The following is a 25,351-nucleotide window of genomic DNA, read 5'->3' as shown; positions in this document are numbered from 1 at the left end:
GGCCCGCGATCCCCGGCCGGGCTCAGCGGGGTAGCGTGACGAGACCCGTCTCGTACGCGGTGATCACCAGCTGGACCCGGTCCCGGGCGCCCAGCTTGGTGAGCAGGCGCGACACGTGCGATTTCGCGGTGGCCACGGAGATGAAGAGCTCCCCGGCGATCTCGGAGTTCGACAGGCCGCGTCCGACCAGCGTCAGGACTTCCCGTTCGCGCTCGGTGATGCCCTCGATCGGCCTCGGGGAGCGGGCCGGGGCGGCTTCCGGGCGCCCGGCGAACTCCGCGATCAGGCGGCGCGTGACACCCGGAGCGATCAGCGCGTCGCCGGCGGCGACCACACGGACCGCCGCGAGGATGTCGTCGATCGCCATGTCCTTGACCATGAAGCCGCTAGCTCCGGCCCGCAGCGCGCCGTAGACGTGGTCGTCCTCGTCGAAGGTGGTCAGCACGAGGACGCGGGCGGTCGCCGGACCCGAGGTGATCAGCCGGGTGGCCTCGATCCCGTCCATGCCGGGCATCCTGATGTCCATCACCACCACGTCGGGGTCGATGTCCCCGGCCAGCCGCACCGCCTCGGCGCCGGTGGACGCCTCGCCGACGACCTCCAGGTCGGGGTGGTCGGCCATGATCACGCGCAGGCCGGACCGCACCAGTGGCTGGTCGTCGACGAGCAGGACGCGTACGGGACCGCCGGTCATCGTGCCTCCACCGGAACTCCGGCCGCAGCGGGCAGCGGCAGCCGGGCCGCGACCCGGAACCCACCCCCGGGTCGTGGTCCGGCGCTGAGCCGGCCCTGCAGCAGGGCGACCCGCTCGCGCATGCCGACGATCCCGAAGCCGTGGGCCGGGCCGTCCTCGGTGGCGCCGCGCCCGTCGTCGACGATTTCCACGGATAGTTCCCCGTCCCCGTAGTCGATGGCCACCCGGCAGTGTCCGGTGCCCGCGTGGCGGACCACGTTGGTCAGCGCCTCCTGGACGATACGGTAGGCCGACAGGTCGATGTCGGCGGGCAGCGGCCGCTGTTCGCCGCCGAGTCGCACGTCGACGTGTACGCCGGCGTCCGCCGTTGCCGCCGCCAGCCGTTCGAGGTCCGCAAGTCCGGGCGAAGGCGTGAGCGGTGCCCGGCCCGAACCCTCCGTGCCGGGGTCGGCCTGACGGAGCGCCACCAGCGTGCGCCGCAGCCCCGACAGGGTTTCCCGGCTGGTGGTTTCGATGGCCCGCAGCGCCTCCAGGGCCTCCGCGGGCTGTGTCCGGATGACCCGGCTCCCCACCCCGGCCTGGATGGCGATGATGCCGATGCTGTGCGCGACCATGTCGTGCAACTCCCGTGCGATACGCAGCCGTTCGGCGATCACGGCCTCGGCCACCTCCTGCGAGCGCAGCTCCACCGCGTGCTCGCGGCGCTCCCGGACCAGCAGTCCGGCCGTGCAGGACGCGGCCATCGCCAGGAGGGCGATCACGAGGTTGACGGCCATGCCGTCCCCGTGGGCGAAGCCGCCGACGAGCAGGAGCTGGACGAGGAGGGAGGCGGCCGCGGCGACGGCCGAGGTCCGCCGCGTGCGGGTGGCGACGAGGAGGCCCAGGACCAGGTCCACCGCCAGGAACGGCAGGAACTGCCCCTGGTACGAGGCCGACAGGTCCACGCCCGCGGCGCTCGGGGGGCCCGCCACCACGGCGGTGGATCCGAGGAGCACCAGGACCAGGGCCAGGACCGGCCCGCGGCGCAGGACGCCGGCGAGCAGGCTCGCGGCCAGCAGTGCCCCGATGCCGTGGACCGTGCCCGAAGCCCGCGGGGCGCCCCCGATGAGCAGACCCACCGCGAGGACGTACAGAACACCCCCCGACCAGGCGGTGACCTTCGTTCCCGTGGACGGGGTGGCCGGTATGTCGTTCATCCCGCGAGGTTATCCAGCCGCCGGCCCCGCGGCATCCGCCCGGGGGCTTACGCCCACGGGCCAAGACGGCCGCGCGCGATTGCCTCCCACGGCCCCATGACCGGCCGGGCCCCTCCCGGCAGGGTTGTCCACGTGATCGAAGTCAATGAACTCACCAAGCACTACGGCGGCAAGACCGCCGTCGACCACCTGTCCTTCACCGTGCGGCCCGGCCAGGTCACCGGCTTCCTCGGGCCCAACGGAGCCGGCAAGTCCACCACCCTGAGGATGATCCTCGGCCTGGAAGCGCCCACCTCGGGCACCGCCACCGTCAACGGCGTTCCCTTCCGCAGCCACGCCCGGGGACTGCGGCACGTCGGCGCCCTCCTCGACGCGGGTCAGGTCCACGGCGGACGCACCGCCGCGGCCCACCTGACCGCCCTGGCCCGCAGCAACGGGATCTCCCGGCGCCGCGTGGACGAGGTCCTGCACGAGGTGGGACTGGCCGAGGCGGCGAACCGCCGCATCGGCGGCTTCTCGCTCGGCATGAAGCAGCGCCTGGGGGTGGCCACCGCCCTGCTCGGCGACCCGCCGGTCCTGATGTTCGACGAACCGGTCAACGGCATGGACCCGGAAGGGGTGTTGTGGATGCGCCGCCTCTTCGGCCGCCTCGCGGCCGAGGGCCGCACGGTCTTCCTCTCCAGCCACCTGATGTCGGAGATGGAGAACACCGCCGACCAGCTCGTGGTCATCGGCCGGGGCCGGCTCATCGCCGCCGAGCCGGTACGGGAGTTCGCGGCCCGCGGCGCCGGTCCCGGCGTCGTGGTGGGCACGCGGCAGGCCGCCGAGCTGGCGGCGGTACTGACCGCGGCGGGCGCGTCGGTCGAACCGGAGGGATCGGCGGGCGCCGAGAAGCTCACCGTCACCGGACTGCCCGCGGACCGGATCTCCGTGCTCGCCTTCGAGAACGGGATCCTGCTCAACGAGCTGACCACCCGGACCGCCTCACTGGAAGAGGCCTTCATGGAACTCACCGCCGACAGCGTCGAATACCAGGCAGGACAGCCCCGATGACCACACTCGCCTCTGCCCCCTCCTCCGCCTCCTCTGCCCCCTCCTCCGCCCCCGCGACCGCCTGCGAGCCGCGCGCCCGGTTCGGCGACCTGCTCGCCGCCGAGTGGATCAAGGTGCGGTCCCTGCGCTCCACCCCGTGGACCCTCGCACTCATCACCCTGTTCGTCATCGGCTCATCCGCCGTGGCCGCCCTGGCGAACAAGTCCGTGCCGTCCGGACCCGCCGAATTCCTGCCCTACGACGCCTACCCGCCGGCCGGCTACATGACGCTGATGCTCGTCGCCGGCAGCATGGGCGCCCTCACCGTCGTCAGCGAGTACAGCAGCGGCCTGATCCGTACCACCACCGCGGCCGTCCCCGCCCGCGGGGCGGTGATGCTGGCCAAGGCGGTGGTCACCGCCGCGCTGTGGACCGCGGTCGGCACGGTGATCTCCACCGGTTCCTTCCTGGTCTCCCAGGCCGTCCTGGACGGGCATGGGGCAGGGGTCGGTCTCACCCATCCCGGCGTGTTCCGGGCACTGGTGGCCTCCGCCCTGCTGGGCCCGGTCTGCGCCCTGGTCGGCCTCGGCTTCGGAGCCCTGATCAGGCACGGCGCCACCACCATGGTCACCAGCGCCTTCGTCCTGGTGATGCTGCCGCCGGTCTTCTCGCAGAGCGCACGCTGGTCCGCCGCCGTGAGCCACTCGATGCCGGCCACGGCGTGGAAGCGCCTGGTGCAGAGCTGGGAACCGGATCCCCACTCGCTCGCCTACGACGCCACCGTCCCCGGCTCCTGGACCGTGTACGTCCTCTGGCCGCTGATCGCGGTCGCCCTCGCGGTGGTCCTCGTACGGCGCCGCGACGTGTGAGACGGCCCACGGGTCTGCGGGTCTACGGGGTCTGCGGGCCCCGGGCCTACCGGCCCACCGCCGGCGGGGAGATCTCCGTGCTCAGCCAGCCCAGCGCCTCGGGGTACATCCCGATCCAGGTCTGGAAATTGTGCCCGCCCTGCGGCCTGACCAGGGTCTTGATCCGGACCCCGGAGTCCTTGGCCGCCGCGGTGAAGGCGGTGAGCTGCTGCGGCGGGCTGTCCTTGTCCTGCGCGGACGTGGCGAGGAACAGCCCGATGTCCGCCTTCTTCGTGTGCTCGATCAGCCACATCGGGCTGTTGCGCTCCCGCAGCACCGGATCCTCGAGCACGTCCGGGTCGCCCGTCAGCGGATCCGGGTCCAGGGCCGCGCCCGCCCGGAACGCCTTCGGGTACTGGAGCGGCAGCTTGGCCGCGCAGAACGCCCCGGTCGAGATGCCCATCAGCCCCCAGCCCCTGGGCTCGGGGAGCGTGCGGAAGTTCTTGGCGACCAGGTCGGGCACGTCCTCCGCGAGCCAGCTGGCCACCTTGCGCGCGGGAGTGTTCGTGCAGTCGGTGTTCACCCCTCCGGGGGCCACCTCGGGGATCACCAGGATGAACGGGTGCGCCGCGCCCAGCTGAACCAGCTGCTCCAGGGCGCCCGGCATGCTGCCGATGTCGATCCAGGAGCGCGGCGAGCCCGGGTAGCCGTGCAGCAGCATCAGTACGGGGAAGCGGGTCTTGTCCGCGCCCGGTGCGTCGTACTCGGGGGGAGTCCACACGATCACCTGGCCGGCGAGCTTCGAGTGGGAGCCCCGGAAGTACGTGCTACGGGTGCCGTCGCCGCCCTGGGTGAACTTGGCCCGCCCGAGCGGCGGCCCGGTCATGGCGGAGAGGTCCTGCCCGGTGTCGGTGCCCAGCAGGTCGTCCCAGGAGGAGTAGAGGCCGTAGCTGCCGTTGATCCAGGTGGCCACCACGCAGATGGCCGTGAGCTGGCAGACCCCGATCATCACCAGCCGGGCCGGCCAGCGCACCCAGCCGGGGCCGGGAATCCGGTTCCACAGGAGCAGCGCGGCGAGCATCGCGAGTGCGGTGACGGCGATCAGCGTCACGAGGAACGACGTACTGGTCAGCTCCACTGCGCCGGCTCCTGACGTGCGGACGAGGTGATGGAGAATTCCGGACAATACGTCAAATCTACGGTGCCCGCCGCTCCGGGGAAGGGTGCCGTGCACCGTGTCGGGCCCGGACCGGTACAAATGCGGGGGTCGCGAGGCGCCCCATATCCGCTGCCGGCAGCTCAGGTCTCCGGCCTTGCGGTAGATTCACCGCCTGTTCACCGGCGCGGTTCCGGAGGTTTGTCCGTGCTGGTGTCGTATGCGGCATGATCGACGGGGATATGCGGAACACGCGGAAAATCACCAATCGACGGATTCGATCCGGAACGCGGGCCAGGGTGTCGCCGATGGCGGCGGCGCGCGCGGGCTATCAGGTCAAACTGCTGCTCGACCCGGACCGGGTGCTGGACGCCGACGGCCTGCCCACGGAGCCCGCGGCCGCCGCACTGTCGCTCGGCGCGCCCGGCCGCGTCGAGGTCGCGCAGTACGTGGACGACGCCGGGCTGAGCCTGGGCGGCCAGGGCTGGATCGTCCGCATCCGGCGCCACGACGACGAGAACCGCATCCGCCTCGCCTACAAGGCCCGCTTCGACATCGACGGCGACGGCGCGGACCCGGCCGCGGTGCGCCGCGTGATGGACCGGGCGAGCGGATACAACTTCGGTGTCGGCGACCAGAACTACTCGGTTCAGGTCAACCTCAGCCACACCCGAGCCACCCTCGACTTCACGAACAAGAAGTGCCGGCCGGTCCCGGGCCTGGCGCCCGGCGAGCTCCCCGGGCTCGACGCCTCCCGCGCCCTCGTCCTGGACCGCCTCCCCGGGAAACTCGCCAAGTGGGGTGCGAAACCTGCCGGTTGGGCCGAGTCGGTCACCGCTTCATCCCGTCTCCACGGTCCCGTAAGGCAGGCCAACTACCCTGGCCGGATGCTGGATCACGCGATGGAGACACAAGTCAGCCGGATCCGGACCGCGTCCGGGGAGCTGACCTGGTTCGCCGAGATCACGGCCAAGGGGCGCACCCTCCGGGAGGCCGTCGAGCTGCGCTCCGACCTGATGGGCAAGCTCCGCGCGGAAGGCTGGCTGCTGGAGCGGGACGCCTTCAAGACCGACCTGGTCCTCGGCCGGTGAACACGCCCGGGACCGGTCCGATATCCGGTCCGACCGCTGGTCCGATACCCGGTCCGATACCCGGTCCGGCCCCTGCTCCGGTACGCGTGGCCCACCTGGCCGACCTGCACATAGGGTCCGCGCTGCGCGGGCTGGCGGACTACCCCGGGGCGCCCGCGGTGGACCCGCACGAGGCCCCGTACGAGGCCCTGCGCGCGGCCGTGCGCCGGATCGTCGGGGGCGGCTACCAGGCGGTGCTCGTCGCCGGGGACGTCTTCGACCGCCGCCACGCCGACGCCCGCGCGCTGGCCGCCTGCCAGGACGCGCTCGGCACCTTCCACGAAGCGGGCCTGCGCACCGTCGTGGTCTCGGGCAACCACGACGCGGAGACCCCGCTGCCGCAGAAGCTGCAGCTCCCGCCGTCGGTGCGCTGGCTGGGCGCCGACGCCCCCGAGTCGGTGGTCTGGCCCGACCTCGGCGTCGCCGTCCACGGCCAGTCGGTGGCGGGGCCCGACGAACGCCGCGACCTGGCCGCCGGATACCCCGGCCGGGTCCCCGGCACCGTGAACATAGGGCTCCTGCACACCAGCCTGCACGGCGCGTGGAGCCGCCGGATCTGTGCGCCGACCGACCCCCGAACGCTGGCCCGCGCCGGATACGACTACTGGGCGCTCGGCCACGTCCACCACCGGCTCCTCCCCGGCGCCGGTGCGTTCGCGGTGTACCCGGGCAACACCCACGCCCGCGGCCCCGGCGAGCCGGGCGGGCGCGGGTTCACCGAGCTGCTGATCGAGGGCCCCGGCCCGGACTCCGGCCCCGGATCCGGCCCAGGCGGTGCCGGCCACCGGATCGGGATCCGGCAGGTGGACACCGCCCCGGTGCGCTACGAGACCCTGCACCTCCCGCACCGGGCGACCGCCGAAGCCGACCTGCGGGACCGGTTCGCAGCCGTCGCGGAGCCGCCCGCCGGCGGCGCCGTCATCTGGACGCTCAGCGCCGGGACCCCGCCAGCACTCCTCCACCCGGCCCGCGCCCTGGCCGGCCCGGGCGCGATGGTCTGCCCCGCCTAGGATCCCGTCGGCCGGGTCAGCTCCGGACCCGCACCGCCACGGAGTGCCACCCGGTCGCCCCGTCGGGGAGGGTGCCGGTGCGTTCCCCGGTCTGGACGGCGCCCGTACGGTCCGTGGCGCGGACCTCCAGGACGTGCCTGCCGGGAGCCGCCTCCCAGAACCACACCCACTGGCGCCAGGTGTCGTCCCCGTCGGCTTCCGCGAGCCGGGCCTCCCGCCAGGGGCCCGCGTCCACCCGTACCTCGACCCGCGCGATGCCCCGGTGCTGCGCCCAGGCCACCCCGGCGACGGCCACCCGGCCCGCCGCCGGCTCGGCGGAGGCGCGCGGGGTGTCGATGCGGGACTGGGTCTTGACCGGAGCCCGCTGGGCCCAGGAGCGGCGCACCCAGTACGCGTCGTACGCGCCGAAGGTGGTCAGGCGCAGCTCGCGCAGCCATTTGCAGGCGGAGACGTACCCGTACAGGCCCGGCACGACCATCCGTACGGGGAAACCGTGCCGGAAGGAGAGCGGCTCGCCGTTCATGCCGACGGCCAGCAGTGCCTCGCGGCCGTCCATCACGGCCTCGACCGGGGTGCCGAGCGTCATCCCGTCCACCGAACGCGCCACCAGCTGGTCGGCGGGTCCGCCCTGCGACGGCGGCCGGACCCCCGCCTCGCGGAGCAGGTCGGCGAGGCGTACGCCGAGCCAGCGCGCGTTTCCCGCGTACGGGCCGCCGACCTCGTTGGACACGCACGTGAGGGTGATGTCGTGCTCGACCAGGGGCCGGGAGAGCAGCTCCCGCAGATCCAGGGTGAGGGGCCTGGCCACTCCGTCGCCGTGGATGTCCAGCCGCCAGGAGTCCGCGTCCACGCGCGGGACGACCAGGGCGGTGTCCACGCGGTAGAACTCCTGGTCCGGGGTGAGGAAGCGGGCGGTCCCGGGGATCCGCAGGTCCGCCCCGGCCGGTACCGGCGGGGCCGGGACGGCGGGCCGCGGGAGGACGAGGCCGGCCCGCGAGGCCGTGGCTCCCGCGGAGCCGTGGGCGCCGAGCCGCCGCCCGGCGTACCCGGCCCCGACGGAGACCACCAGGGTGGCGAGGGCGAGGCGGCCGAAGCCGCGCCGGTCCATGGCACCGATCCTTCCGGAGCCGCCGGGCAGAGTCCGCGGCGGGGGTCGGTTCAAGGCGGTGACCAGCAGGTACAGCACTCCGGCGGCCGTGATTCCGCCCGCCGGGGAGGGCAGCGCGTCCTTCCAGGACGCCTCCGGGCGGCTGAGTGCGGCCGCCGCGCCGAGCGCCCCGAAGGCGGCCGCCAGCGAGGCGGCCGAGGGCAGGTGGTGTACGGCGAGCAGCCCCGCCGCGACCGCCGCGGCGGCCAGCACGGCGCCGATGCCGAGGGTCAGGACCAGCTTGTCGTCCGTCCCGAACTGGCGGACCGCCCATTCCTTGACGGCGGCCGGGGTGCGGTCGACCACTGCACCGCCGACCGCGGCGAGCGGGGCGGCCTCGGGCCGGACGGCCACCGCCACGAGCTGCGCCAGGACCAGTCCGGCGAACGCGGCCAGCAGCCCGCCGAGGGCGGCGAGCGCGTACCGCTTCGGTGTTCTCGTACGCGTCATCCGGAGTCACCGTCCGCCCGGTCCGGTGGAACTGGTACCCCCCGGCTTCCAGCGTGCGCCCGAACACCCGCTCCGGTCACTCGTGGGGGTGGTCGGACCCGCTCTCCGCGTCCGGTGGGAGCACGGCCCGGTGGCTGGTGGTCCCCCCGCGCTTGCGCAGTTCCACGATCCCGTCGGTGAGCCGTTCCCGCAGGTCGGAGCGGAGCCCCGGATCCGCTGACCGCGCTAACCGGTCGGCGGTGGGATCGGTGGCGTCGCCGCCGTCGGCGGGTCTGGCGGGTCCGGCGGCCCCACCGGTGAGGAGGGCCAGCAGCTCCAGGGTCGGGGAGGGCCGGTTCGGGTCGGTCTCGGACATGGCGGGAGTCCTTCCGGCGGTGGCTGGAGGCGGCCGGCGGTGGCTGACGGCGGCGGCGATGAGCAGCGGTGGTGCGGTGCGGTGCGGTGCGGTCGTGACGGCGTCGCAAGGGGCGGTCACCGGATCGTCCCGGTGACCGCCCCTGATCGAATCCCGTCAGATTCCGGCAGTGAACCCAGCGCCCCGTCCGCCCGACGGGCAGTCGGCCCGCTTGTCCCCCGGGAGAGTGGGGAGATTCCCCCCGGAGGGTGAGCGGCGCGTCATCCGGGGATCCCCACCGCCCCTCTGGTGTAGGTTATTCGGCCTCGGGCAGCGTGGCCGCGATCCCGGACGCCAGGACGTGCGGGTCCCCGGTCGGCCGGTCCGGGTGACGGGTGGTGAGCCGGGCCCAGTCGTCCTCGAAGCCGTGCCAGTCGATGGCCTGCGGCGCCGCCCGGCGCACCAGCGCCTCCTCCAGCGAGGCGAAGTACGAGGACCAGCGCGGCGCGTACAACTCGCTGATCAGGCCGTTCCATTCGCGGTTCGCGTAGTCGTGCAGGAAGCCGCCCTCACTGGTGCTCTGCGGGCCCCACACGCTGAGGACCGAGCGGGCGTCGTACTCGTACCGGTCGGCCTCGGCCGGGTCCGCGCCGTGCGCGCGGGCGGCCGACAGCCAGGAGCCGGGCAGGAAGTTCGGATCCGAGCCGACGAGCGCGTCCAGCTGCTTCTCCCGGCGGGCTCACTCGGCGGTCAGCTCGCGGAACAGGTCCACGTCCTGGGCCTCGTAGGCCTCCGTGATCCGGGGCAGCAGCACCCGCGAGTGGTTGGCGAGGGCCTGCCGGGCCGGGTCCGCTTCCCCATGGGTGCGGACCGTCAGACCGGCAGGGCCCACGCCTGGTCGACCTGGTGGTCGCCGCAGGGGGCCAGCCGCAGCCGCTCGGCGGGGGTGCCCGGCTCGGCGGGGGCCGCCGGGGCGGCGGGCGCCGTCAGGCAGAGTCCGCTCGTGTCCTCGACCAGGGCTCCGTCCCGGCGGGGCGTCCAGCTCTGCCCCGGCTCCCGGCGCCGCCGGCCGGAGGAGCAGTCGGCCAGTTCCACGAGCTGCTCCGCGCCCACCGACAGGCACTCGCCGGCCAGCCGCAGGCCGCCGTCCCGGTCCAGGGTCCAGCGCTGGTCGGGCGCACCCGTGCAGGCGCCCATGACGACGGCGCCGACAGCCGTGGTGTTCGCCCCGTCGGCGCACGCGGCGCCCGTGCCGGTGCCCCGTCCGGTGATCTGCCCGGTCGGTACGGCCGGTGCGCAGCCGGCACGCGGGGTGAGCCGCCAGACACCGGTGTCGTGCGCGGCCAGCGTCCCGGTCAGGGCGTCGGACACCTCGTCGACCTGCCCCTTCCAGAGGTCCTTCGTGCCGACGGTGCAGGAGCCCAGCCCGATCTCGTCGAGCGGTACGCGGATGTCGCGGGTGGCGCCGGACCGGTTGAGGACGGCGACCGCGCGGTCCCCGTTCGCGAGCGGCCGCACGAGGATGTCGAAGGTGGCGTTGGAGGAGACCACCGCGCCCTGCCGGCCCATCGGGTCCTGGTCCAGCGCGATCAGGTCGGTGTTTCCGAGGGCGGCGAGCCCGGCCGCGGTGAGCTCGGAGACCTGGGAGGACAGGATGAACGGCGCGGCCATCATGGCCCACAGGCCGACCTGGCTGCGGCTCTCCGCCGCGGTGAGCCCGGGTGCGCCCGCGATCAGGAAGTCGGGGTCGTTCCAGTTGCCCGGGCCCGCGTACCGGCCGAGCCAGCGGTTGTAGCCGTAGTTGCCCATGACCGAGCTCCAGCGCGAGGTGTCCGGTGCGGTCGGCTTGTAGACCTTGATGTCCCGGCCCTCGCGCCACAGCTGGCCGGTCTCGCCGACCCAGTCGATCACCTTGTGCCAGTCGGAACCGCCCCACTCGCCCTGCTGGAAGTAGGCGGGCGCGGAAGCCGACAGCACCATGTCCCGGCCGCTTTCGCGCAGCGCCCTGGCGACGGAGTTGTAGGCGTCCCGGTAGGCCTGCTCCTTGGTCCGGCCCTCGGGCACCCAGAGGTTGCAGCCGTCCATCTTGACGTAGTCCACCCCCCAGGAGGCGAACTGCCGGGCGTCGCGGGCGTAGTGGTCGGGGCCGCCGCCCTCGGGGGCGCCGCTGCCGGGGTAGCGCTCGCAGGTGAGGTGGCCGGCGTCCTCGTAGATGCCGAACTTGAGCTTCCTGGCGTGCAGGTACCGGCCGAGCCAGGCCATGCCGTGCGGGAACTTCTCCGTGTCGACGACGAGGGCGCCGTCCGCGTCGCGGCTCTTCTCCATCCAGCAGTCGTCGACGGTGACCGTGTCGTAGCCCTTGGCGGCCAGGCCGGTGGACACGAGCGCGTCGGCGTTCGCCACGACCTTGGCCTCGTCGATGTCGCACATGTAGTGCGCCCAGTTGTTCCAGCCCATGGGTGGGGTGAGCGCGAGCGGGGTGGCGGACGTCGCGTCGGGCCCGGTGGGCTCGGCCGTCGCCGGGGCGGGGCAGAGTGCGAGGGCGAGCAGGGCGGCCGCGGTCAGACAGGGGAGCGACGCACGCAGGCGAGGCGGCACGGAGTCTCCTTGACGAGGGGGCTGTCGAGCGCTCAGTGCAGCGGTGTGACTACCCTCTGTCAACATAAGTCGATGGATATTGCCTCATGACCAGCAATATGGGCGCAGTTGATGTCACACGAAGGGGTTGACCCGAGGTTCGGTACGGCGGCTGTGACAGTGGATGTGACGATGGCTGTGTCACTGGCCATGACGCCGGATGTGACAGTGGCTGATACGATGTATCCCATGCCGAGGAAATCAGCCGCCCTGGACCGCGCGACACCCGACGCGATCGCCGCCGCCGCCCTGCGGATCCTCGACGAGGAGGGGCCCGGCGCGCTCAGCTTCCGGGCCCTCGCCGACCGGCTCGAGGTCTCGCACGCCACCGTCCAGCGCCGCTGCACCGACCTCGCCGGCCTGCTCGACCTCTGCACCGAGCACCTCGCCGCCCAGTTGCCCGAGATCCCGGAGGGCACCGGCTGGGCCGAGGCCACCGAACAGCGGTTCACCGCCCTCTACCGGCTCCTCACGGCCCACCCCGGTCTGCCGGCCCTGCGCGGCGGGCGTCCCTGGCTCGGGCGGCAGCTGCTGGCCCGGCTGGTGGAACCGGCGCTCGCCGACAGCGTGGCCGCAGGGATGACCCCCGCCGGGGCGATGACCGTGTACCGGCGGATGTACCTGCTGACCCTGGGCAGCGCGGCCTTCGTGGACCACCGGGATCCGGCCGGCGCCACCGCCGCCTCGCGCGCGGCGCTGGCCGCCCTGGACCCCGCCGGGTTCCCGGTGCTCTCGGGCGCGCTGGCCGACGTACTGCCCGCCCTGACCGACCACGAGGTGTACTACGGCGCGCTGCGCCAGCTGATCGAGGCAGCCCGGCCCGCCGGAGCCTGACGGCGGACCGGTTCGAACGACAGGAGTGGGTTCATGGAACAGCAGCTCGACTACGCCGCCGTGCGCGCGGCCGCCGGCCGGATCGCCGGGGCGGTACGGCCCGTCGCGGTGATACCGGCGGGCGGGGGCATCTCGTACGCGCTGGAGTACCTCCAGCACACCGGCTCCTTCAAGGCGCGCGGTGCCCGCAACTTCCTCGCGGCCCACCGCGCCGCCGGCACCCTTCCGGACGCCGGGGTCACCATCGCCTCCGGCGGCAACGCCGGACTCGCCTGCGCCTGGGCGGCCCGCGCCGAATCGGTGCCGGCCACCGTGTTCCTGCCGACCGGTGCCCCGCGCGTGAAGGTGGAACGGCTGCGCGGCTACGGGGCCGACGTACGGCTCGTCGGCGACCGGTACGCCGAAGCGCTGGCCGCGTGCCGGGAGTTCGCCGCCGGGAGCGGGGCGCTGAGCAGCCACGCCTACGACCATCCGCTGATCGCGGCGGGAGCCGGGACCCTGCTCGACGAGATCCGCGCCGCCCTGCCCGGCCTGGACACGGTCGTCGTCGCGGTGGGCGGCGGCGGGCTGTTCGCCGGCATCGCCACCGCCGCCCGGGAGCACGGAGTACGGGTGGTCGCGGCCGAGCCGGAGAACTGCCGCGCCCTGAACGCGGCCCTCCAAGCGGGCCGGCCCGTGGACGTCCCCGTGGACTCGGTGGCCTCCGACTCGCTCGGAGCGACCCGGGTCTCCGCGGACGCACTGGCCGCCGTACGGGCGGACAACGCCGCATCGGTCCTGGTCCCGGACGCGGCGATCACCGCGGCCCGGCGCGCGCTCTGGGAGGAGCACCGCATCGTGGTCGAGTCGGGCGCCGCCACCGCGCTCGCGGCCGTACGCACCGCGCCCGGACCGCTGGGCGACCGGGTCGCCGTGGTGCTGTGCGGAGCGAACACGGACCCGTCGGACCTGGGCCGCGCCGGGGCGGTCGTGGGATGACCGCCCGGGCCGCGCCGGGGCGGTCCTAGGATGACCGCATGCTCCTGCCGCCGCGCCGCCCGGCCCTCGTACTCGCCACGCTCGTAACGCTGTTGGCCGCCTGCGTGTCGGGATGCGCCGGGGACGAGCGGGACCCGGCCGGGGGCCGGCCGGGTGCCGAGGGTGGCACCGGGACGGCCCAGGACGCGAAGCCGCCCGCTCCCAAGCCGGCCGGAAGCCCCGGGGACATCCTCGTCGCAGGACGTCCCGTCACGGGTTCGCAGGCCTCCGGAATCCCCAAGGCGCCGTTCAAACGTACGTACACCGACGGGGAGTTGTACGCACCGGTCACCGGCTACCGGTCCCTGGCCTTCGGCGCCGCCGGAGGACTCGAGGGCGTACTGGCGGCCGACATCGACGCGGGGAAGGACGTGGCGACGACCATCGACCCCGCGGTACAGCGTGCCGCCTTCGACGCACTGCGCGGCCGACAGGGCGCCGCGGTCGCCCTCGACGCGGAGACCGGAGCCGTCCTCGGCCTGGTGAGCGCCCCGTCGTTCGACCCGGGTTCCTTCAGCGGGAACACGCAGGCCGACGAAGGGGCGTGGAACGAGCTGAAGGCCCAGGGCCTCGACGGCCCCATGAAGAACCGGGCACTGCGCGACGTCGAGAACCCGGGGGCGGCCGTCCACGTACTCGTCGCGGCCGCCGCCCTGGAGAAGGGCCTCCTCCCGTCCGTGGACACCCCGACCCGCAGCCCGGCCGTGTACCTCGCCCCGCAGAGCACGACCGGGTTCTCCGGCGATCCGGCCCACTGCACCGACGCCAGCCTGCGGGTGGCCCTGCGGTACGCGTGCGCGAACGTCTTCGCCGCCATCGCCTCGGAGCTGGGCGCCGACGCGCTGGCCTCGACGGCGACGGCATTCGGATTCGGCGACGACACGATGGACACGCCCGTGCGCGCCTTCGAAAGCACCTGGCCGAGCAAGCCCGGGAACCCGACCCAGCTCGCCCTCATGGCCAACGGCCTCTTCGAGGTCAAGGCCACCCCGGTGCAGATGGCCATGGTGATGGCCGTGCTCGCCAACGGAGGCAACCTGGTCCACCCCAGCACGGTCACCAGCCCGAAGACACCCGTGCCCGCCCAGCGCGCCGTCTCCCAGCGCACGGCGGACCAGCTGCGGTCGGCGCTCGGCGCCCCGGCCGTCGCATGGGTTCCCTCGGCTTCGGTCTCCTGGGCGCTGTCCTCCACGCGTTCCCCGTCCGGCCGCCCGCTGGCCGTCGCCGTCTGCCTGTCTTCCCCCACCGACGGCACCTCGCAGGCGGGCCCGATCGCGGCGCGGATCGCCGGGGCCGACAAGAGGTAGCTCCCGTCAGGCGGAGTCGTCCTCACGGACCACGACGACCGTACTGGCCGCGTACTGGACCACCTGCTGGCTCACCGAGCCCAGCAGCGCGCCCCTGATGCCGCCGTAGCCGCGGGTGCCGACGACCGTGAGGGCGGCTTCCTTCGAGGCGTCGACCAGCACCTGCGCGGGCGAGCCCTGCTCCACCCGGCGGAAGACCGGAACGCCCGGCGAGGTGCCGACCGCCTCCGCCACCGTGTCGGAGAGCTTCTGCCGGGCCGCCTCCTCGGCGGTGACCAGCTCGTTCCGCTCTGACGCGCTCACGCCGAAGGGGTTGGTGTTCCACTCCCAGCTCATGACGGCGTGCACCCGGCCGCCGATGGCCTTCGCCTGGGCGACCCCCCAGCGCAGGGCCTGCTTCGAGTGGCTCGAACCGTCCACGCCGACGACGATCAGGGGCTCGGTGTTCTGGGTCACGGTGAATCCTCACGTTCATCCGAATGATCGTTCTCATCCTGTATACACGCCCCGCCCGGCCTGACCTCGAACGACGATCGTTGCGCGGACCGAAGACTTTGGAGTACAGCGCGGGAGGTCCCCGCTTGCGAGAGTGGGTGGTGACGAACGGGAACCGTTCGCCGGACGACGAGGAGCGGGACGTGGCACGACGCAATGGATGTCTGATCGGCTGTCTGGTGGCGGTGGTCCCGGGGATCGGACTGCTCGTGGTGCTGCTCTTCGGGGTCGGCAAACTGGTGGACGTGGCCGACAAGACCCTGGTCGACCCCAAGGTGTACGAGGCCGTCAAGGCCGGCGACTCCGAGTCCGAGGTCCGTGCGAAGCTGCCCTCGGGGGAGACCTTCGTGAAATCGACCCTCAAGGACGGCGGCCCCGTCGAGCCCGCGGGCAGCCAGTGCGCCTGGTACCTCTCCAGCGCCGGTGACGGCAACACGGTGTTCCGCTTCTGCTTCAAGGACGGCAAGCTCGCGGAGAAGGCCGACTACCGACTGAAGTAGGACCTTCGGCGCGCGTCCGTGGTGGCGGCGCGTGGGCGGGGCTCTACGGAGCCGTCGCGAGTCGCACGTCCGCGATCAGGGGCACGAGCCGGCCGGCCGTGCAGGCCGGGAGGCGGGCCGTTTCGGCGGCGATCCCTTCGAGGACGGCCGCCCGCTGGTCCGCGTCGCACAGCGACAGGTGGAACAGCAGGTGCCGGCAGGCGCGGGCCCTCGTGCGGGGTGTGGCCGACCGTCTGCGCATGGCGGTGAACGCGGCCCGGGCGAGCTCCCGCGGATCGGGCCGGGGGTCGACGCCGGTCTGGACGACCAGCGCGGCGAGGTTGAACGCCGTGAGGATCCGGACCTGTTCGATCACGGCGGCATTGCCGGCGACCTCCGAGGAGCCCCGGGGATCTCGGTACAGGACTCCGGGGGCGGGGTGCCCCGCGCGCACGGAGCAGAGCCGGGCGAAAGCCTCCCTGTCGTCCGCGTCGGCCATGGCGCGCACGGCGGCGAAGTCGATGGAGTAGTAGCGCTCGTACGGCGTCCCGCGCAGCAGGCCGGCTGCCACCCGTGCGGCGGGCAGCACCTGCGCGTTCACGCAGCCGGAGTACGAATCGGCGAACGGCTCCACCGCGAACGACGCGGTGACCCCGGCCGCCCGGGCCAGCTCGGACAGCCCCCGGACGAGTGGTCCGCTCGGGTCGCTGACGGAGGCGGAGCAGTCGGAGTATTCGGAGGAGCCGGGGTATTCCGAGGAGTCGGAGGAGCCGGGGTACTCCGAGGAGCCGGGGTACTCGGCGGAGTCGGAGGAGTCGGCGGAGTCGGAGGATCCGGAGCCGGTCCCCGTCCCGGATCCGGTGTACGGAGCCATGGCCAGGGCGGCGAGTCGGCGCAGGGCCGGGCCGAGCGGCGCGGGCCCGGGCGAGGGCGGCCCCGCCACGGCGCGGATCCAGGGGAGCTCCCTGAGGTGCGCGAAGTTCCACAGCCCGTGGTTGTACCGGGCACTGCCCTGGTAGAGCTTCGCCAGCAGGGTCCGCAGCGCGGTGTCGGTGACCCCCGGGTGGTACGCCCGGGCGAGGGCCTCCCCGACGCGCAGCGGCACGCGGACCCCGGAGAGCCCGGACTCCCACGCCGCCCGCGCCTCCTCGGCGGCGGCCAGGCCGTCTCTTTCGGATCTTGCCGGGCCCGCGACGCCCGGCACCGCGCCTGGCCGCACTGCCGGGGCGAACGGCCCCCGCAGGAGGGCGGCTTGGCGGACCTGCTCCTGGCGCAGCCGGGTGTGCTCGGGGGAACCGGGCCGCCCGCGCCTGGCGACCATCGAGGTGACGGCGTGCCGCAGCAAGCCGGCCTGCCGGGAGCCCAGTTCACGGCCATCGACCGTCTCCTCCAGGGCCCGCCGCAGGATGGCCGGGTTCGACTTGGGGTCGCGGTGGCGGCCGGTCAGGGGGTGGGCCGCCGCCAGGGCCCCGTACCGCTTCAGCAGTTCGGCGCCCTCCGTGCGCGCGGAGTGGGAGTCGTACGCGTACATGTCGTGCGCGAACGCGCGCAGCCAGTACGCGAGCAACTCGTCCTCGAAGGGCCGCCATACGGTCAGCGCCTCGCGCTGCGCGGCGACGGCGGGGTTCGGCCGCCGCCGCGCGAGCAGCCGGGCCGCCTCGCGGGCCGGGCCGGTGACCTCGGGGCCGTACGCCTCGGGGCCGGTGACCCGGGGGCGCGGAGTACAGGGCAGGTGATCGGCGAACGGCTCCAGGAGCGAGGTCAGTCCGGCGGCGGCTTCCCGCTCCCCGGCGCGCAGGAGCCACGCCACGCACAGCAGCGCGGCCTCCTGGGGTGCGTGGATCTCGTAGCGGCCGTGCTCCAGGAGCGAGCCGAGCCCGGCGAGACCCGGTTCGGTGAGGCCGTGCGCGAAGAGGGCGCGCCGGGTCTGCGGTACGCCCGCCAGCCGGGCGGCCTCCCGCTCGTAGGGCCGTATCCGCGCGTGCGCCGCGCCGGAGCGGGCCCAGCCGGGCCACGTGGATTTCTCGTTCATCGCCGGCGTGGCAGGTCCTGCCCCTGCGCCCTCCGACTGTGCAGGTCGGTGCTCTGGCTGCTGAGCTACACGCCGTGGCGCGAATCTACCCCGGACGGGGCCGTCGGGTCCATGGGGTTCGCCGACTCGACCGCAAGGCCGGCAAAGACACCTCGCGGTGGGCGAGATAAACCGCATTAGTGCAAGTTATCCAGTGAATCGACATCACGCCAAAGCGAATGAGAACTAAAGCGCATCAGTGGAGGTAAACGCCATGGTGATGGAGTGATTTTCGGACGGTGTTCCCACGCCCTGCCGTAATTCGGGACACGCGGATGCTTGCCGGTCGGGAAATTGGTCATATTGGCGGGACCTTGGAACTCCCCCTGGAGGCGGCGACGATGACGACCCGTAAGCGCGTGACCCGTACGGCCATCAGCACGCTCGTGGCCGGTGCCTTCCTGGCGGCCTCCGGGTGCGGCATGAGCGGGGGAGCGGGGGACGTGAAGGAGGGGGAGCGGACCGGAAAGGTGTCCGGACGGATCACGTTCCGCACCCTCCAGCTGAAGCCGGTGTTCACCTCGTACGTGCAGGGCGTCATCGACGCGTTCGAGGAGCGGTACCCGGACGTGGAGGTCACATGGGAGGACGTGCCGGGCGACGGCTACAACGAGAAGCTCGTGGCCGACGCCCAGGCCGGGGCGCTCCCCGACGTGGTCAACCTCTCCACCGACTCCTTCCAGCTCCTCGGCGACCGCGGGATGCTCGCCGATGTGGCCAGGCTCGACCCGGAGGTCGCCGAGGACTACGTCCCCGGCGCCTGGAAGCAGTTCAAGCTGCCCGGCAAGGGAGACGGCGTGTACGCGTACCCCTGGTACGTGACCCCGGAGATCCTCACCTACAACAAGGACCTCTTCGAGAGGGCCGGCCTCGACCCGGCGAAACCGCCCACGAGCGTGGAGCAGTTCTTCGACTACGCCGAGCAGATCGCGGCCAAGTCCGGTGGCCAGTACTCCGCGTTCATGGCCGACCCCAAGGGGCGGCTGCCCGGGGACTGGCAGAAGATGGGCGTCCCGATCCTCAACGAGAAGCAGGACGCCTTCACCTTCGACACCGGCAAGGCCGTCGAGTGGGCCGAGCGGATGAAGGACCTGTACGCCAAGGGCGCCATGCCCAAGGAGTCCCTGCTCAAGAGCGACGACATCAGCCAGCTGTACGGCAGCGGGAAGATCGCCTTCGGTCCCGGCTCCCCGGGCTTCGTCAGGGACATCAAGCAGAACGCCCCGCAGGTCTACGCCAGGACGCAGGTCGGCCCCGCCGTCACCGGAAAACTCGGCCACATCGGCATCTACGCCCAGTCGCTCGGCATCAGGAAGGACACCAAGCACCTGGACGCGGCGACCGAGTTCGCCAAGTGGATCACCAACGGCCCCAACCAGGTGGCCTTCTCCAAGAAGGCCACCATCTACCCGTCCAACGCCGCGGGCCTGGCCGACCCGTACTTCGCCGACAAGGGCGACGGCAAGGACGCGGAGACCCTGGCGCGCGCCGTCGGCGCCGAGCAGCTGAAGAGCGCCGCGCTCGACGCCAACACCCCCGTCCAGTGGACCAACCAGGTCGGTGACGCGGTCGTGCGCGAGATGCAGAAGGTCATCAACGGCGAGCAGGACGCCAGGACGGCGGTACGCAAGGCGCAGGAGGAGGCCAACGAGCTGCTCGCCAAGTCGGCGCGGAAGTGAAGGCCGGGAGGGCCGGAGGGGCCGGTAGGGCAGGGAAAGCCGGGAAGGCGAGGAAGGCCATGGAGGCCGAGACGGGACTGAGTCACCGCAAGTGGTGGACCCCGTACCTCTTCCTCGCCCCCGGCCTCGTGATGGTCACGATGTTCAGCCTCTGGCCGTTCGTCAACACCGTGATCCTCTCCTTCACCGACGCGCAGATCCTGCGCGGCGGCGGGTTCGTCGGCTTCGACAACTACACCCGCGCATTCGCCGACCCGGACTTCTGGGTGGCCACCGGCAACAGCGTGCTGTACCTCGTGGTCGTCGTCCCCTGCCTGGTGTTCCTGCCGCTGGCCCTCGCGGTCCTCGTGCAGACGAAGATCCCCGGCATCGGCTTCTTCCGCTCGGCGTTCTACACCCCGGTGATCGCCTCGGCCGTGGTCGTCGGCCTCATCTGGCAGTGGGTGCTGCGCAGCGACGGTCTCGTCAACACGCTGCTGCGGAAGCTGCGCATCGTCTCCGATCCGATCCCGTTCCTGACCGACAGCACCATGCTGCTGGTGTCCGCGATGATCGTGACCGTGTGGAAGGGCCTCGGCTACTACATGGTGTTCTACCTGGCGGCCCTCGGAAACGTCTCCGCCTCGCTCTACGAGGCTGCGGCGATCGACGGAGCCGGCCCCGTACGCCGCTTCTTCAGCATCACCGTCCCCCAGGTGAAGCCGATGATGCTGCTGGTCGGGACCCTCTCCGCGATCTCCGCGCTGCGCGTCTTCACCGAGATCTACATCCTCGGCGGCGAGAGCGGCGGCCCCGGCGGCGGCGCCCGCACCCTGCCCTTCCTCATCCGGCAGGTCGGCCTCGGCTTCTCCGGCGAGACCGGATACGCGTCCGCCATCTCCATCCTGCTGTTCCTCCTGACACTGGTCTTCAGCCTGCTGGGCCGCCGTCTGTCGAAGGGAGACGAAAGGTGAGGACCCTCCCCTCCTCCGGGAGCACGGCGGGCAAGCGCGTCGGAGCCGATGCCCGGCGGTACCGGCTGGGCCTCGTCGGCCGGTACGCCACGCTCCTCCTGATGCTCGTGATCATGCTCGGGCCGATCGTCTGGCAGTTCCTGACCTCGATCCGCGGGCGCACCGAGAACGTGTACGACGGGGTGCTGCCCTCGCGGCCCACCCTCGGGAACTACTTCCGGGTCGCGGACTCGTTCCCGCTGTTCCAGTACGCCGGGAACACGCTGACGGTCGCGCTCCTCGCCATCACCTCGAACATGCTCTTCGCGGCCATGGGCGGCTACGCCCTCTCCCGGGCCGCGTGGAAGGGCCGCAGGACCGTCTTCACCGTGCTGGTGGCGACGCTGATGTTCCCCTTCGAGTCCGTGATGATCTCGATGTTCCTCACGGTCCGTGAGATGGGTCTGGTCGACACCCTCATCGGCGTCTGGCTGCCCGGCGCCGTCTCCGTACTCAACATCATGATCATGCGCTCGGCCTTCCTCGCCGTCCCCAGGGAGGTGGAGGAGGCCGCGGTCCTGGACGGGGCGGGCGAATGGGCCCGCTTCACCCGGGTCTTCCTCCCCGCCGCCAGAGGAGCCCTGGCCGTCGTCTGCATCACCAGCTTCATGGGTGCGTGGGACGACTTCCTCTGGCCCCTGCTGGTGCTGACAGACAGCGACAACTACACCCTCCAGCTCGGCCTGAAGACGCTGGCCGGCGCCACCACCGTCAGCGACCAGCGGATCATCGCCGCCGGCGCGATGGCCGCGCTGATCCCGATGATGCTCCTCTTCTTCGCGCTCCAGCGGTTCTTCTTCAAGGGCGTCGGCGAGGGAGCCGTGAAGACCTGACCCGGCGCCCCGGGCCTGCCCCCGCACTCCCCTGCTTCCCCCCAACCTCAGGATCCGCTCTCACCCCCAACCTGGAGCAGCCGTCATGCACGACGACCGCAGCATCACCGAACACCGTCTGCGCCGTGTCCTCAAGGAGCGCATCAAGCCCGCCGTCCACTCCCGCCCGGTCCCGCTGGCCGTAGAGCGGTGGGAAGCCCCCGGTGAGCCCGTTCCCGTGGCCGAAGGCCTGGCGGCCGCGTACGAACCCTGCGCCGTGGGCGACCCGTGGGGCCCGGCCTGGGGCACCACCTGGTTCAAGGTCACCGGCACCGTCCCCGCCGCGTGGGCGGGCCGCACGGTGGAGGCCGTGCTCGACCTCGGCTTCGACCGGATGATGCCCGGCTTCCAGTGCGAGGGCCTGGTCCACCGAGCCGACGGCGGGGAGATCAAGGCGCTCAACCCGTACAACGACTGGGTGCGCGTCAGTGACCGCGCGGCCGGCGGCGAGCGGATCGAGTGGTACGTCGAAGCCGCCTCCAATCCGGTCCTCGTCGACCACTCGGTCACCTACGAGGGGGACCTGCGGACCAGCGGCGACCAGCCCCTCTACCGGCTCGCCCGGATGGACCTCACGGTCTTCGAGACCGAGGTCTGGGAACTCGTACAGGACCTCGAAGTGCTCCACGACCTGATGACCCAGCTCGACGGGGGCGATGCCCGGCGCCACGAGATCCTGCGCGCCCTCGACTCCGCCCTCGACGCGGTCGACCTCTGTGACGTCCCCGGCACGGCCGCCGCCGCCCGCGCACGGCTCGCGGCCGTACTGGCCGCACCCGCCAACGCCTCCGCGCACCGGATCAGCGCGATCGGCCACGCCCACATCGACTCCGCGTGGCTGTGGCCGCTGCGCGAGACCGTGCGCAAGGTCTCGCGCACCTCGTCCAACATGCTGGGACTGATGGACGGGCACCCCGAGTTCGTCTTCGCCATGTCGCAGGCCCAGCAGTTCGACTGGATCAAGACCCACCGGCCCGAGCTCTTCGAGCGGATCAAGAAGAAGGTCGCGGACGGGCAGTTCGTCCCGGTCGGCGGCATGTGGGTCGAGTCCGACACCAACATGGTCGGCGGCGAGGCCATGGCCCGGCAGTTCCTGTACGGCAAGAAGTTCTTCATGGACGAGTTCGGCATCGAGACGAAGAACGTCTGGCTGCCCGACTCCTTCGGCTACACCGCCGCGATGCCGCAGATCGTCAAGCTCTCCGGCTCCACGTGGTTCCTGACCCAGAAGATCTCCTGGTCCCAGGTCAACAAGTTCCCCCACCACACCTTCTGGTGGGAGGGCATCGACGGCACCCGCGTCTTCACGCACTTCCCGCCCGTCGACACCTACAACTCCGACCTCGGTGGCGCCCAGCTGGCGCACGCCGCCCGCAACTACCAGGAGAAGGGCCGGGGTTCGCGCTCGCTCGCCCCCTTCGGGTGGGGTGACGGCGGCGGCGGCCCCACCCGCGAGCAGCTCGCCCGCGCGAAGCGGCAGCGGGACCTGGAAGGCTCCCCCCGCGTGGAGATCGAGCGCCCCGACGCCTTCTTCGAGAAGGCGCACGCCGAGTACGGGGACGCCCCCGTGTGGGCCGGGGAGCTCTACCTGGAGCTGCACCGCGGCACCTACACCTCCCAGGCCAAGACCAAGCAGGGCAACCGGCGCAGCGAATCACTGCTGCGCGAGGCCGAGTTGTGGGCGTCCACGGCCGCGGTGAAGGTCCCCGGGTACACCTACCCGTACGAGGACCTGGAGCGGATCTGGAAGACCGTGCTGCTCCACCAGTTCCACGACATCCTCCCCGGCTCCTCCATCGCCTGGGTGCACCGCGAGGCGCGCGAGACCTACGCCGGGGTGCGCGAGGAGCTGCTCGGGATCACCCTGGAGGCGCAGACGGCACTGGCGGGCGAGGGCGAGGAGGAGCTCGTCTTCAACTGCGCCCCGCACACCCGGCGCGGGGTCCCGGCCGGCGGTGCGGGACTCCCGGTGGCCGCCGGGCGGCCGGTCACGGTGGAGGCGCGGCACGGCGGCGGACAGGTCCTCGCCAACGGCCGGCTGCGCGTGGAGATCGACGGCCGCGGCCTGCTCGTGTCCGCCTACGACCTGGAGGCCGGCCGGGAGTCGGTCGCACCGGGGGCCGCCGCGAACCTGCTCCAGATCCACCCCGACTTCCCGAACATGTGGGACGCGTGGGACATCGACCAGTTCTACCGCAACAAGGTCACCGACCTGGTGGACGTGGACGCGCTGGAGGTCACGGAGGCCGAGGCCTCGCAGTGCACGGTGCGGGTGGCCCGCTCCTTCGGCTCCTCCTCGGTCGTCCAGTCGGTCACCCTCCGGGCCGGAGCCGGGACCGTGGACATCGTCACGGACGTGGACTGGCACGAGACGGAGAAGTTCCTCAAGGCGGCCTTCCCACTGGACGTCAAGGCCGAACGCTCAGCGTCGGAGACCCAGTTCGGGCACGTCTACCGGGCCACCCACACCAACACCTCCTGGGAGGCCGCCAAGTTCGAGATCTGCGCCCACCGCTGGATCCACGCGGAGGAGCCGGGCTGGGGCGTGGCGGTCCTCAACGACTCCACGTACGGCCACGACGTGACCCGCGACGTGCGCCCCGACGGCGGCCAGACCACCACGGTGCGCCTCTCGCTCCTGCGGGCCCCGCGCTACCCCGACCCGGAGACCGACCAGGGCGCGCACACCCTGCGCTTCTCACTCGCCCCGGGCGCGGGCATCGGCGACGCGGTCCGCGAGGGCCACGCACTGAACCTCCCGGAGCGGACCGTCACCGGAGCGGGCCCGGTCGCCCCGCTCGTCACGGTCGACACGGACGCGGTGGTCGTGGAATCGGTCAAACTCGCCGAGGACCGCAGCGGGGACGTCGTGATCCGCCTCTACGAATCCCGCGGCGGCCGGGCGCGGGCCACCCTGACGGCGGGCTTCCCCCTGTCGGCGGCGGTGGAGAGCGACCTGCTGGAGCGCCCCCTGCACGGCACCGCCGTCTCCGCCCCCGCCCCGGACGGCACGGTGGCCCTCACCCTGCGCCCGTTCCAGCTCGTCACGCTCCGCCTCCACCGCACCTGACCCCGAACCGCAGGGCGCCCGCACAGGCCGGGGTGCCCTGCGGCGCTGGCCCGCCGGAGAGGGACCGGCGCCGGTGGCGTATGTTCTGCCTGCCCGCCCCCGTCGGCGGGCTTTCCGCATGTCAACGCACCCGTGGGGGGTCCCTCGTCATGTCCGCCGGTACCGCAGGACCGTCCGCCCCCGGCGCGCCGCGAGTACGCTCCGCGCTCCGCCCGCCGAAGGGACTGGCGGCGGCCCTGACCGTGCTGCTCGGCCTGTGCGCCGCGACCCGGCTGCTCGCCGCGGCCGCCGGGGTCTACCGGTACCGGGCACTCGACAGCTTCGCGGAGGTCATGGGGCTGGGTCATTCCGCGGCCCTGCTCTCGATGGCGATCAGCCTGGTCATGCTGGCCATGGTCCCGACGGCGGTGGTCTTCATCGTCTGGTTCCACCGGGTCCGGGTGAACGCCGGCATGTGCGCGCCGGGGAGGTTCCGGGTCGGCGCCGGCTGGGCGATCGGGGTCTGGTTCGTCCCGGTCCTGGGCTGGACCGTCCTGCCCTGTCTGACCGCCTTGAAGGTGTGGGCGATCAGCGCTTCGAGGCTGCCCGGCGAGGCCGCGCCCGCCTCACCGGCCCCCGTCTTCGCCTGGGCCGGGGCCTTCGGCGCGGCGATGCTGGCGAGCGGCGGTGCGGGCCTGCTCGCCGCCGACGCCACGACCGGGGCCGCGATGCGCGAGAACGCCCTGCTCAGCGCGGGCTCGGACCTGCTCTACGCCGTGGCGGCGGTCCTGGCCCTCCTCTTCGTACGCCGCCTGTCGGCCATGCAGTCGGCCATGCAGTCGGCCGGCTGAACCGTGCCGCCGCGGGCCCGGGTGTGCCCCGGGGGCGCACCCGGCCTCAGGCCTTGAAGGCCCCCGGCGCA

23 protein-coding genes and 1 tRNA gene are annotated in these 25,351 nt (G+C 72.7%); 13 read left to right on the top strand and 11 right to left on the bottom strand.

The window, feature by feature from the left end; translation table 11 throughout:
* Positions 1–22: 22 nt before the first annotated feature.
* Complete coding sequence (locus tag OG904_RS02340; protein WP_328301998.1) at positions 23–694, bottom strand: response regulator transcription factor; 672 nt, start codon at positions 692–694, stop codon at positions 23–25.
* Positions 691–1,890, bottom strand: a complete 1,200-nt coding sequence (locus tag OG904_RS02335; protein WP_405486830.1) for a sensor histidine kinase — start codon at positions 1,888–1,890, stop codon at positions 691–693. Before OG904_RS02335 ends, OG904_RS02340 begins: the two co-directional genes overlap by 4 nt.
* 132 nt (positions 1,891–2,022) lie before the next feature.
* Between OG904_RS02335 and OG904_RS02330 the strand changes: the two genes are divergently transcribed.
* Positions 2,023–2,943, top strand: coding sequence for an ATP-binding cassette domain-containing protein (locus OG904_RS02330; protein WP_405486828.1), 921 nt, complete (start codon positions 2,023–2,025; stop codon positions 2,941–2,943).
* On the top strand, positions 2,940–3,791 hold the full coding sequence (locus tag OG904_RS02325) for an ABC transporter permease (protein ID WP_405486826.1): 852 nt from the start codon (positions 2,940–2,942) through the stop codon (positions 3,789–3,791). The genes OG904_RS02330 and OG904_RS02325 overlap by 4 nt, the downstream gene beginning before the upstream one ends.
* Positions 3,792–3,837: 46 nt before the next feature.
* Here the strand turns inward: OG904_RS02325 and OG904_RS02320 are convergent, their stop codons facing one another.
* Positions 3,838–4,908 carry an alpha/beta hydrolase gene (locus tag OG904_RS02320; RefSeq protein WP_405486824.1) on the bottom strand — a complete coding sequence of 357 codons (1,071 nt, stop codon included), beginning with the start codon at positions 4,906–4,908 and terminating at the stop codon, positions 3,838–3,840.
* A gap of 326 nt (positions 4,909–5,234) precedes the next feature.
* Between OG904_RS02320 and OG904_RS02315 the strand changes: the two genes are divergently transcribed.
* Positions 5,235–6,017 (top strand): hypothetical protein, encoded by a 783-nt coding sequence (locus tag OG904_RS02315; RefSeq protein WP_405486822.1) that lies wholly within the window; start codon positions 5,235–5,237, stop codon positions 6,015–6,017.
* Between the two features lie 86 nt (positions 6,018–6,103).
* The gene (locus OG904_RS02310; RefSeq protein ID WP_405486820.1) at positions 6,104–7,066 is read left to right on the top strand and encodes an exonuclease SbcCD subunit D; all 963 of its coding nucleotides are present in this window, start codon (positions 6,104–6,106) and stop codon (positions 7,064–7,066) included.
* A gap of 16 nt (positions 7,067–7,082) precedes the next feature.
* On the opposite strand, the gene OG904_RS02305 is transcribed toward OG904_RS02310, so the two are convergent.
* The 5 genes from OG904_RS02305 to OG904_RS02285 form a co-directional block, all read right to left on the bottom strand.
* The gene (locus tag OG904_RS02305; protein WP_405486818.1) at positions 7,083–8,663 is read right to left on the bottom strand and encodes a molybdopterin-dependent oxidoreductase; all 1,581 of its coding nucleotides are present in this window, start codon (positions 8,661–8,663) and stop codon (positions 7,083–7,085) included.
* Between the two features lie 76 nt (positions 8,664–8,739).
* Positions 8,740–9,018, bottom strand: a complete 279-nt coding sequence (locus OG904_RS02300) for a hypothetical protein (RefSeq protein WP_405486816.1) — start codon at positions 9,016–9,018, stop codon at positions 8,740–8,742.
* 295 nt (positions 9,019–9,313) lie between these two features.
* Positions 9,314–9,718, bottom strand: coding sequence for an alpha-N-acetylglucosaminidase C-terminal domain-containing protein (locus tag OG904_RS02295; protein WP_405497704.1), 405 nt, complete (start codon positions 9,716–9,718; stop codon positions 9,314–9,316).
* 18 nt (positions 9,719–9,736) lie between these two features.
* Positions 9,737–9,889 carry a hypothetical protein gene (locus OG904_RS02290; protein ID WP_405486814.1) on the bottom strand — a complete coding sequence of 51 codons (153 nt, stop codon included), beginning with the start codon at positions 9,887–9,889 and terminating at the stop codon, positions 9,737–9,739.
* The gene (locus OG904_RS02285) at positions 9,871–11,595 is read right to left on the bottom strand and encodes a ricin-type beta-trefoil lectin domain protein (protein ID WP_405486812.1); all 1,725 of its coding nucleotides are present in this window, start codon (positions 11,593–11,595) and stop codon (positions 9,871–9,873) included. The genes OG904_RS02290 and OG904_RS02285 overlap by 19 nt, the downstream gene beginning before the upstream one ends.
* A gap of 228 nt (positions 11,596–11,823) precedes the next feature.
* Between OG904_RS02285 and OG904_RS02280 the strand changes: the two genes are divergently transcribed.
* From OG904_RS02280 to OG904_RS02270, 3 genes are read left to right on the top strand one after another with little or no spacing between them, the layout of a single operon-like run.
* Positions 11,824–12,468, top strand: a complete 645-nt coding sequence (locus OG904_RS02280) for a TetR/AcrR family transcriptional regulator (RefSeq protein ID WP_405486810.1) — start codon at positions 11,824–11,826, stop codon at positions 12,466–12,468.
* Positions 12,469–12,501: 33 nt separating this feature from the next.
* Complete coding sequence (locus OG904_RS02275; protein WP_405486808.1) at positions 12,502–13,446, top strand: serine/threonine dehydratase; 945 nt, start codon at positions 12,502–12,504, stop codon at positions 13,444–13,446.
* Between the two features lie 38 nt (positions 13,447–13,484).
* Entirely contained in the window at positions 13,485–14,792 is a 1,308-nt protein-coding gene (locus tag OG904_RS02270) for a penicillin-binding transpeptidase domain-containing protein (RefSeq protein WP_405486806.1), read from the top strand.
* Between the two features lie 6 nt (positions 14,793–14,798).
* Here the strand turns inward: OG904_RS02270 and OG904_RS02265 are convergent, their stop codons facing one another.
* Entirely contained in the window at positions 14,799–15,248 is a 450-nt protein-coding gene (locus OG904_RS02265; RefSeq protein ID WP_405486804.1) for a universal stress protein, read from the bottom strand.
* A 182-nt stretch (positions 15,249–15,430) separates the two neighbouring features.
* Here OG904_RS02265 and OG904_RS02260 point away from each other — a divergent pair, with 182 nt between their 5' ends.
* On the top strand, positions 15,431–15,787 hold the full coding sequence (locus OG904_RS02260; RefSeq protein ID WP_405486802.1) for a hypothetical protein: 357 nt from the start codon (positions 15,431–15,433) through the stop codon (positions 15,785–15,787).
* A 43-nt stretch (positions 15,788–15,830) separates the two neighbouring features.
* On the opposite strand, the gene OG904_RS02255 is transcribed toward OG904_RS02260, so the two are convergent.
* Both OG904_RS02255 and OG904_RS02250 read right to left on the bottom strand, forming a co-directional pair.
* On the bottom strand, positions 15,831–17,798 hold the full coding sequence (locus OG904_RS02255) for a hypothetical protein (protein WP_405486800.1): 1,968 nt from the start codon (positions 17,796–17,798) through the stop codon (positions 15,831–15,833).
* A gap of 2 nt (positions 17,799–17,800) precedes the next feature.
* Positions 17,801–17,873, bottom strand: a tRNA-Cys gene (locus OG904_RS02250).
* 305 nt (positions 17,874–18,178) lie between these two features.
* Between OG904_RS02250 and OG904_RS02245 the strand changes: the two genes are divergently transcribed.
* The 5 genes from OG904_RS02245 (at position 18,179) to OG904_RS02225 (ending at position 25,280) form a co-directional block, all read left to right on the top strand.
* Positions 18,179–19,516, top strand: a complete 1,338-nt coding sequence (locus tag OG904_RS02245) for an ABC transporter substrate-binding protein (RefSeq protein WP_405486798.1) — start codon at positions 18,179–18,181, stop codon at positions 19,514–19,516.
* A 59-nt stretch (positions 19,517–19,575) separates the two neighbouring features.
* The gene (locus tag OG904_RS02240; protein WP_405486796.1) at positions 19,576–20,469 is read left to right on the top strand and encodes a carbohydrate ABC transporter permease; all 894 of its coding nucleotides are present in this window, start codon (positions 19,576–19,578) and stop codon (positions 20,467–20,469) included.
* Positions 20,466–21,341, top strand: a complete 876-nt coding sequence (locus OG904_RS02235) for a carbohydrate ABC transporter permease (protein WP_405486794.1) — start codon at positions 20,466–20,468, stop codon at positions 21,339–21,341. The genes OG904_RS02240 and OG904_RS02235 overlap by 4 nt, the downstream gene beginning before the upstream one ends.
* Positions 21,342–21,426: 85 nt before the next feature.
* On the top strand, positions 21,427–24,450 hold the full coding sequence (locus OG904_RS02230; RefSeq protein ID WP_405486792.1) for an alpha-mannosidase: 3,024 nt from the start codon (positions 21,427–21,429) through the stop codon (positions 24,448–24,450).
* A 149-nt stretch (positions 24,451–24,599) separates the two neighbouring features.
* Entirely contained in the window at positions 24,600–25,280 is a 681-nt protein-coding gene (locus OG904_RS02225) for a DUF4328 domain-containing protein (RefSeq protein ID WP_405486790.1), read from the top strand.
* Positions 25,281–25,351: the final 71 nt, after the last annotated feature.

The sequence above is a fragment of the Streptomyces sp. NBC_00096 genome (assembly GCF_045041305.1).
Lineage (GTDB): Bacteria > Actinomycetota > Actinomycetes > Streptomycetales > Streptomycetaceae > Streptomyces.
The sequence above is the reverse complement of the archived record's forward strand: the minus strand, read 5'-3'. Positions and strand labels throughout refer to the sequence as shown.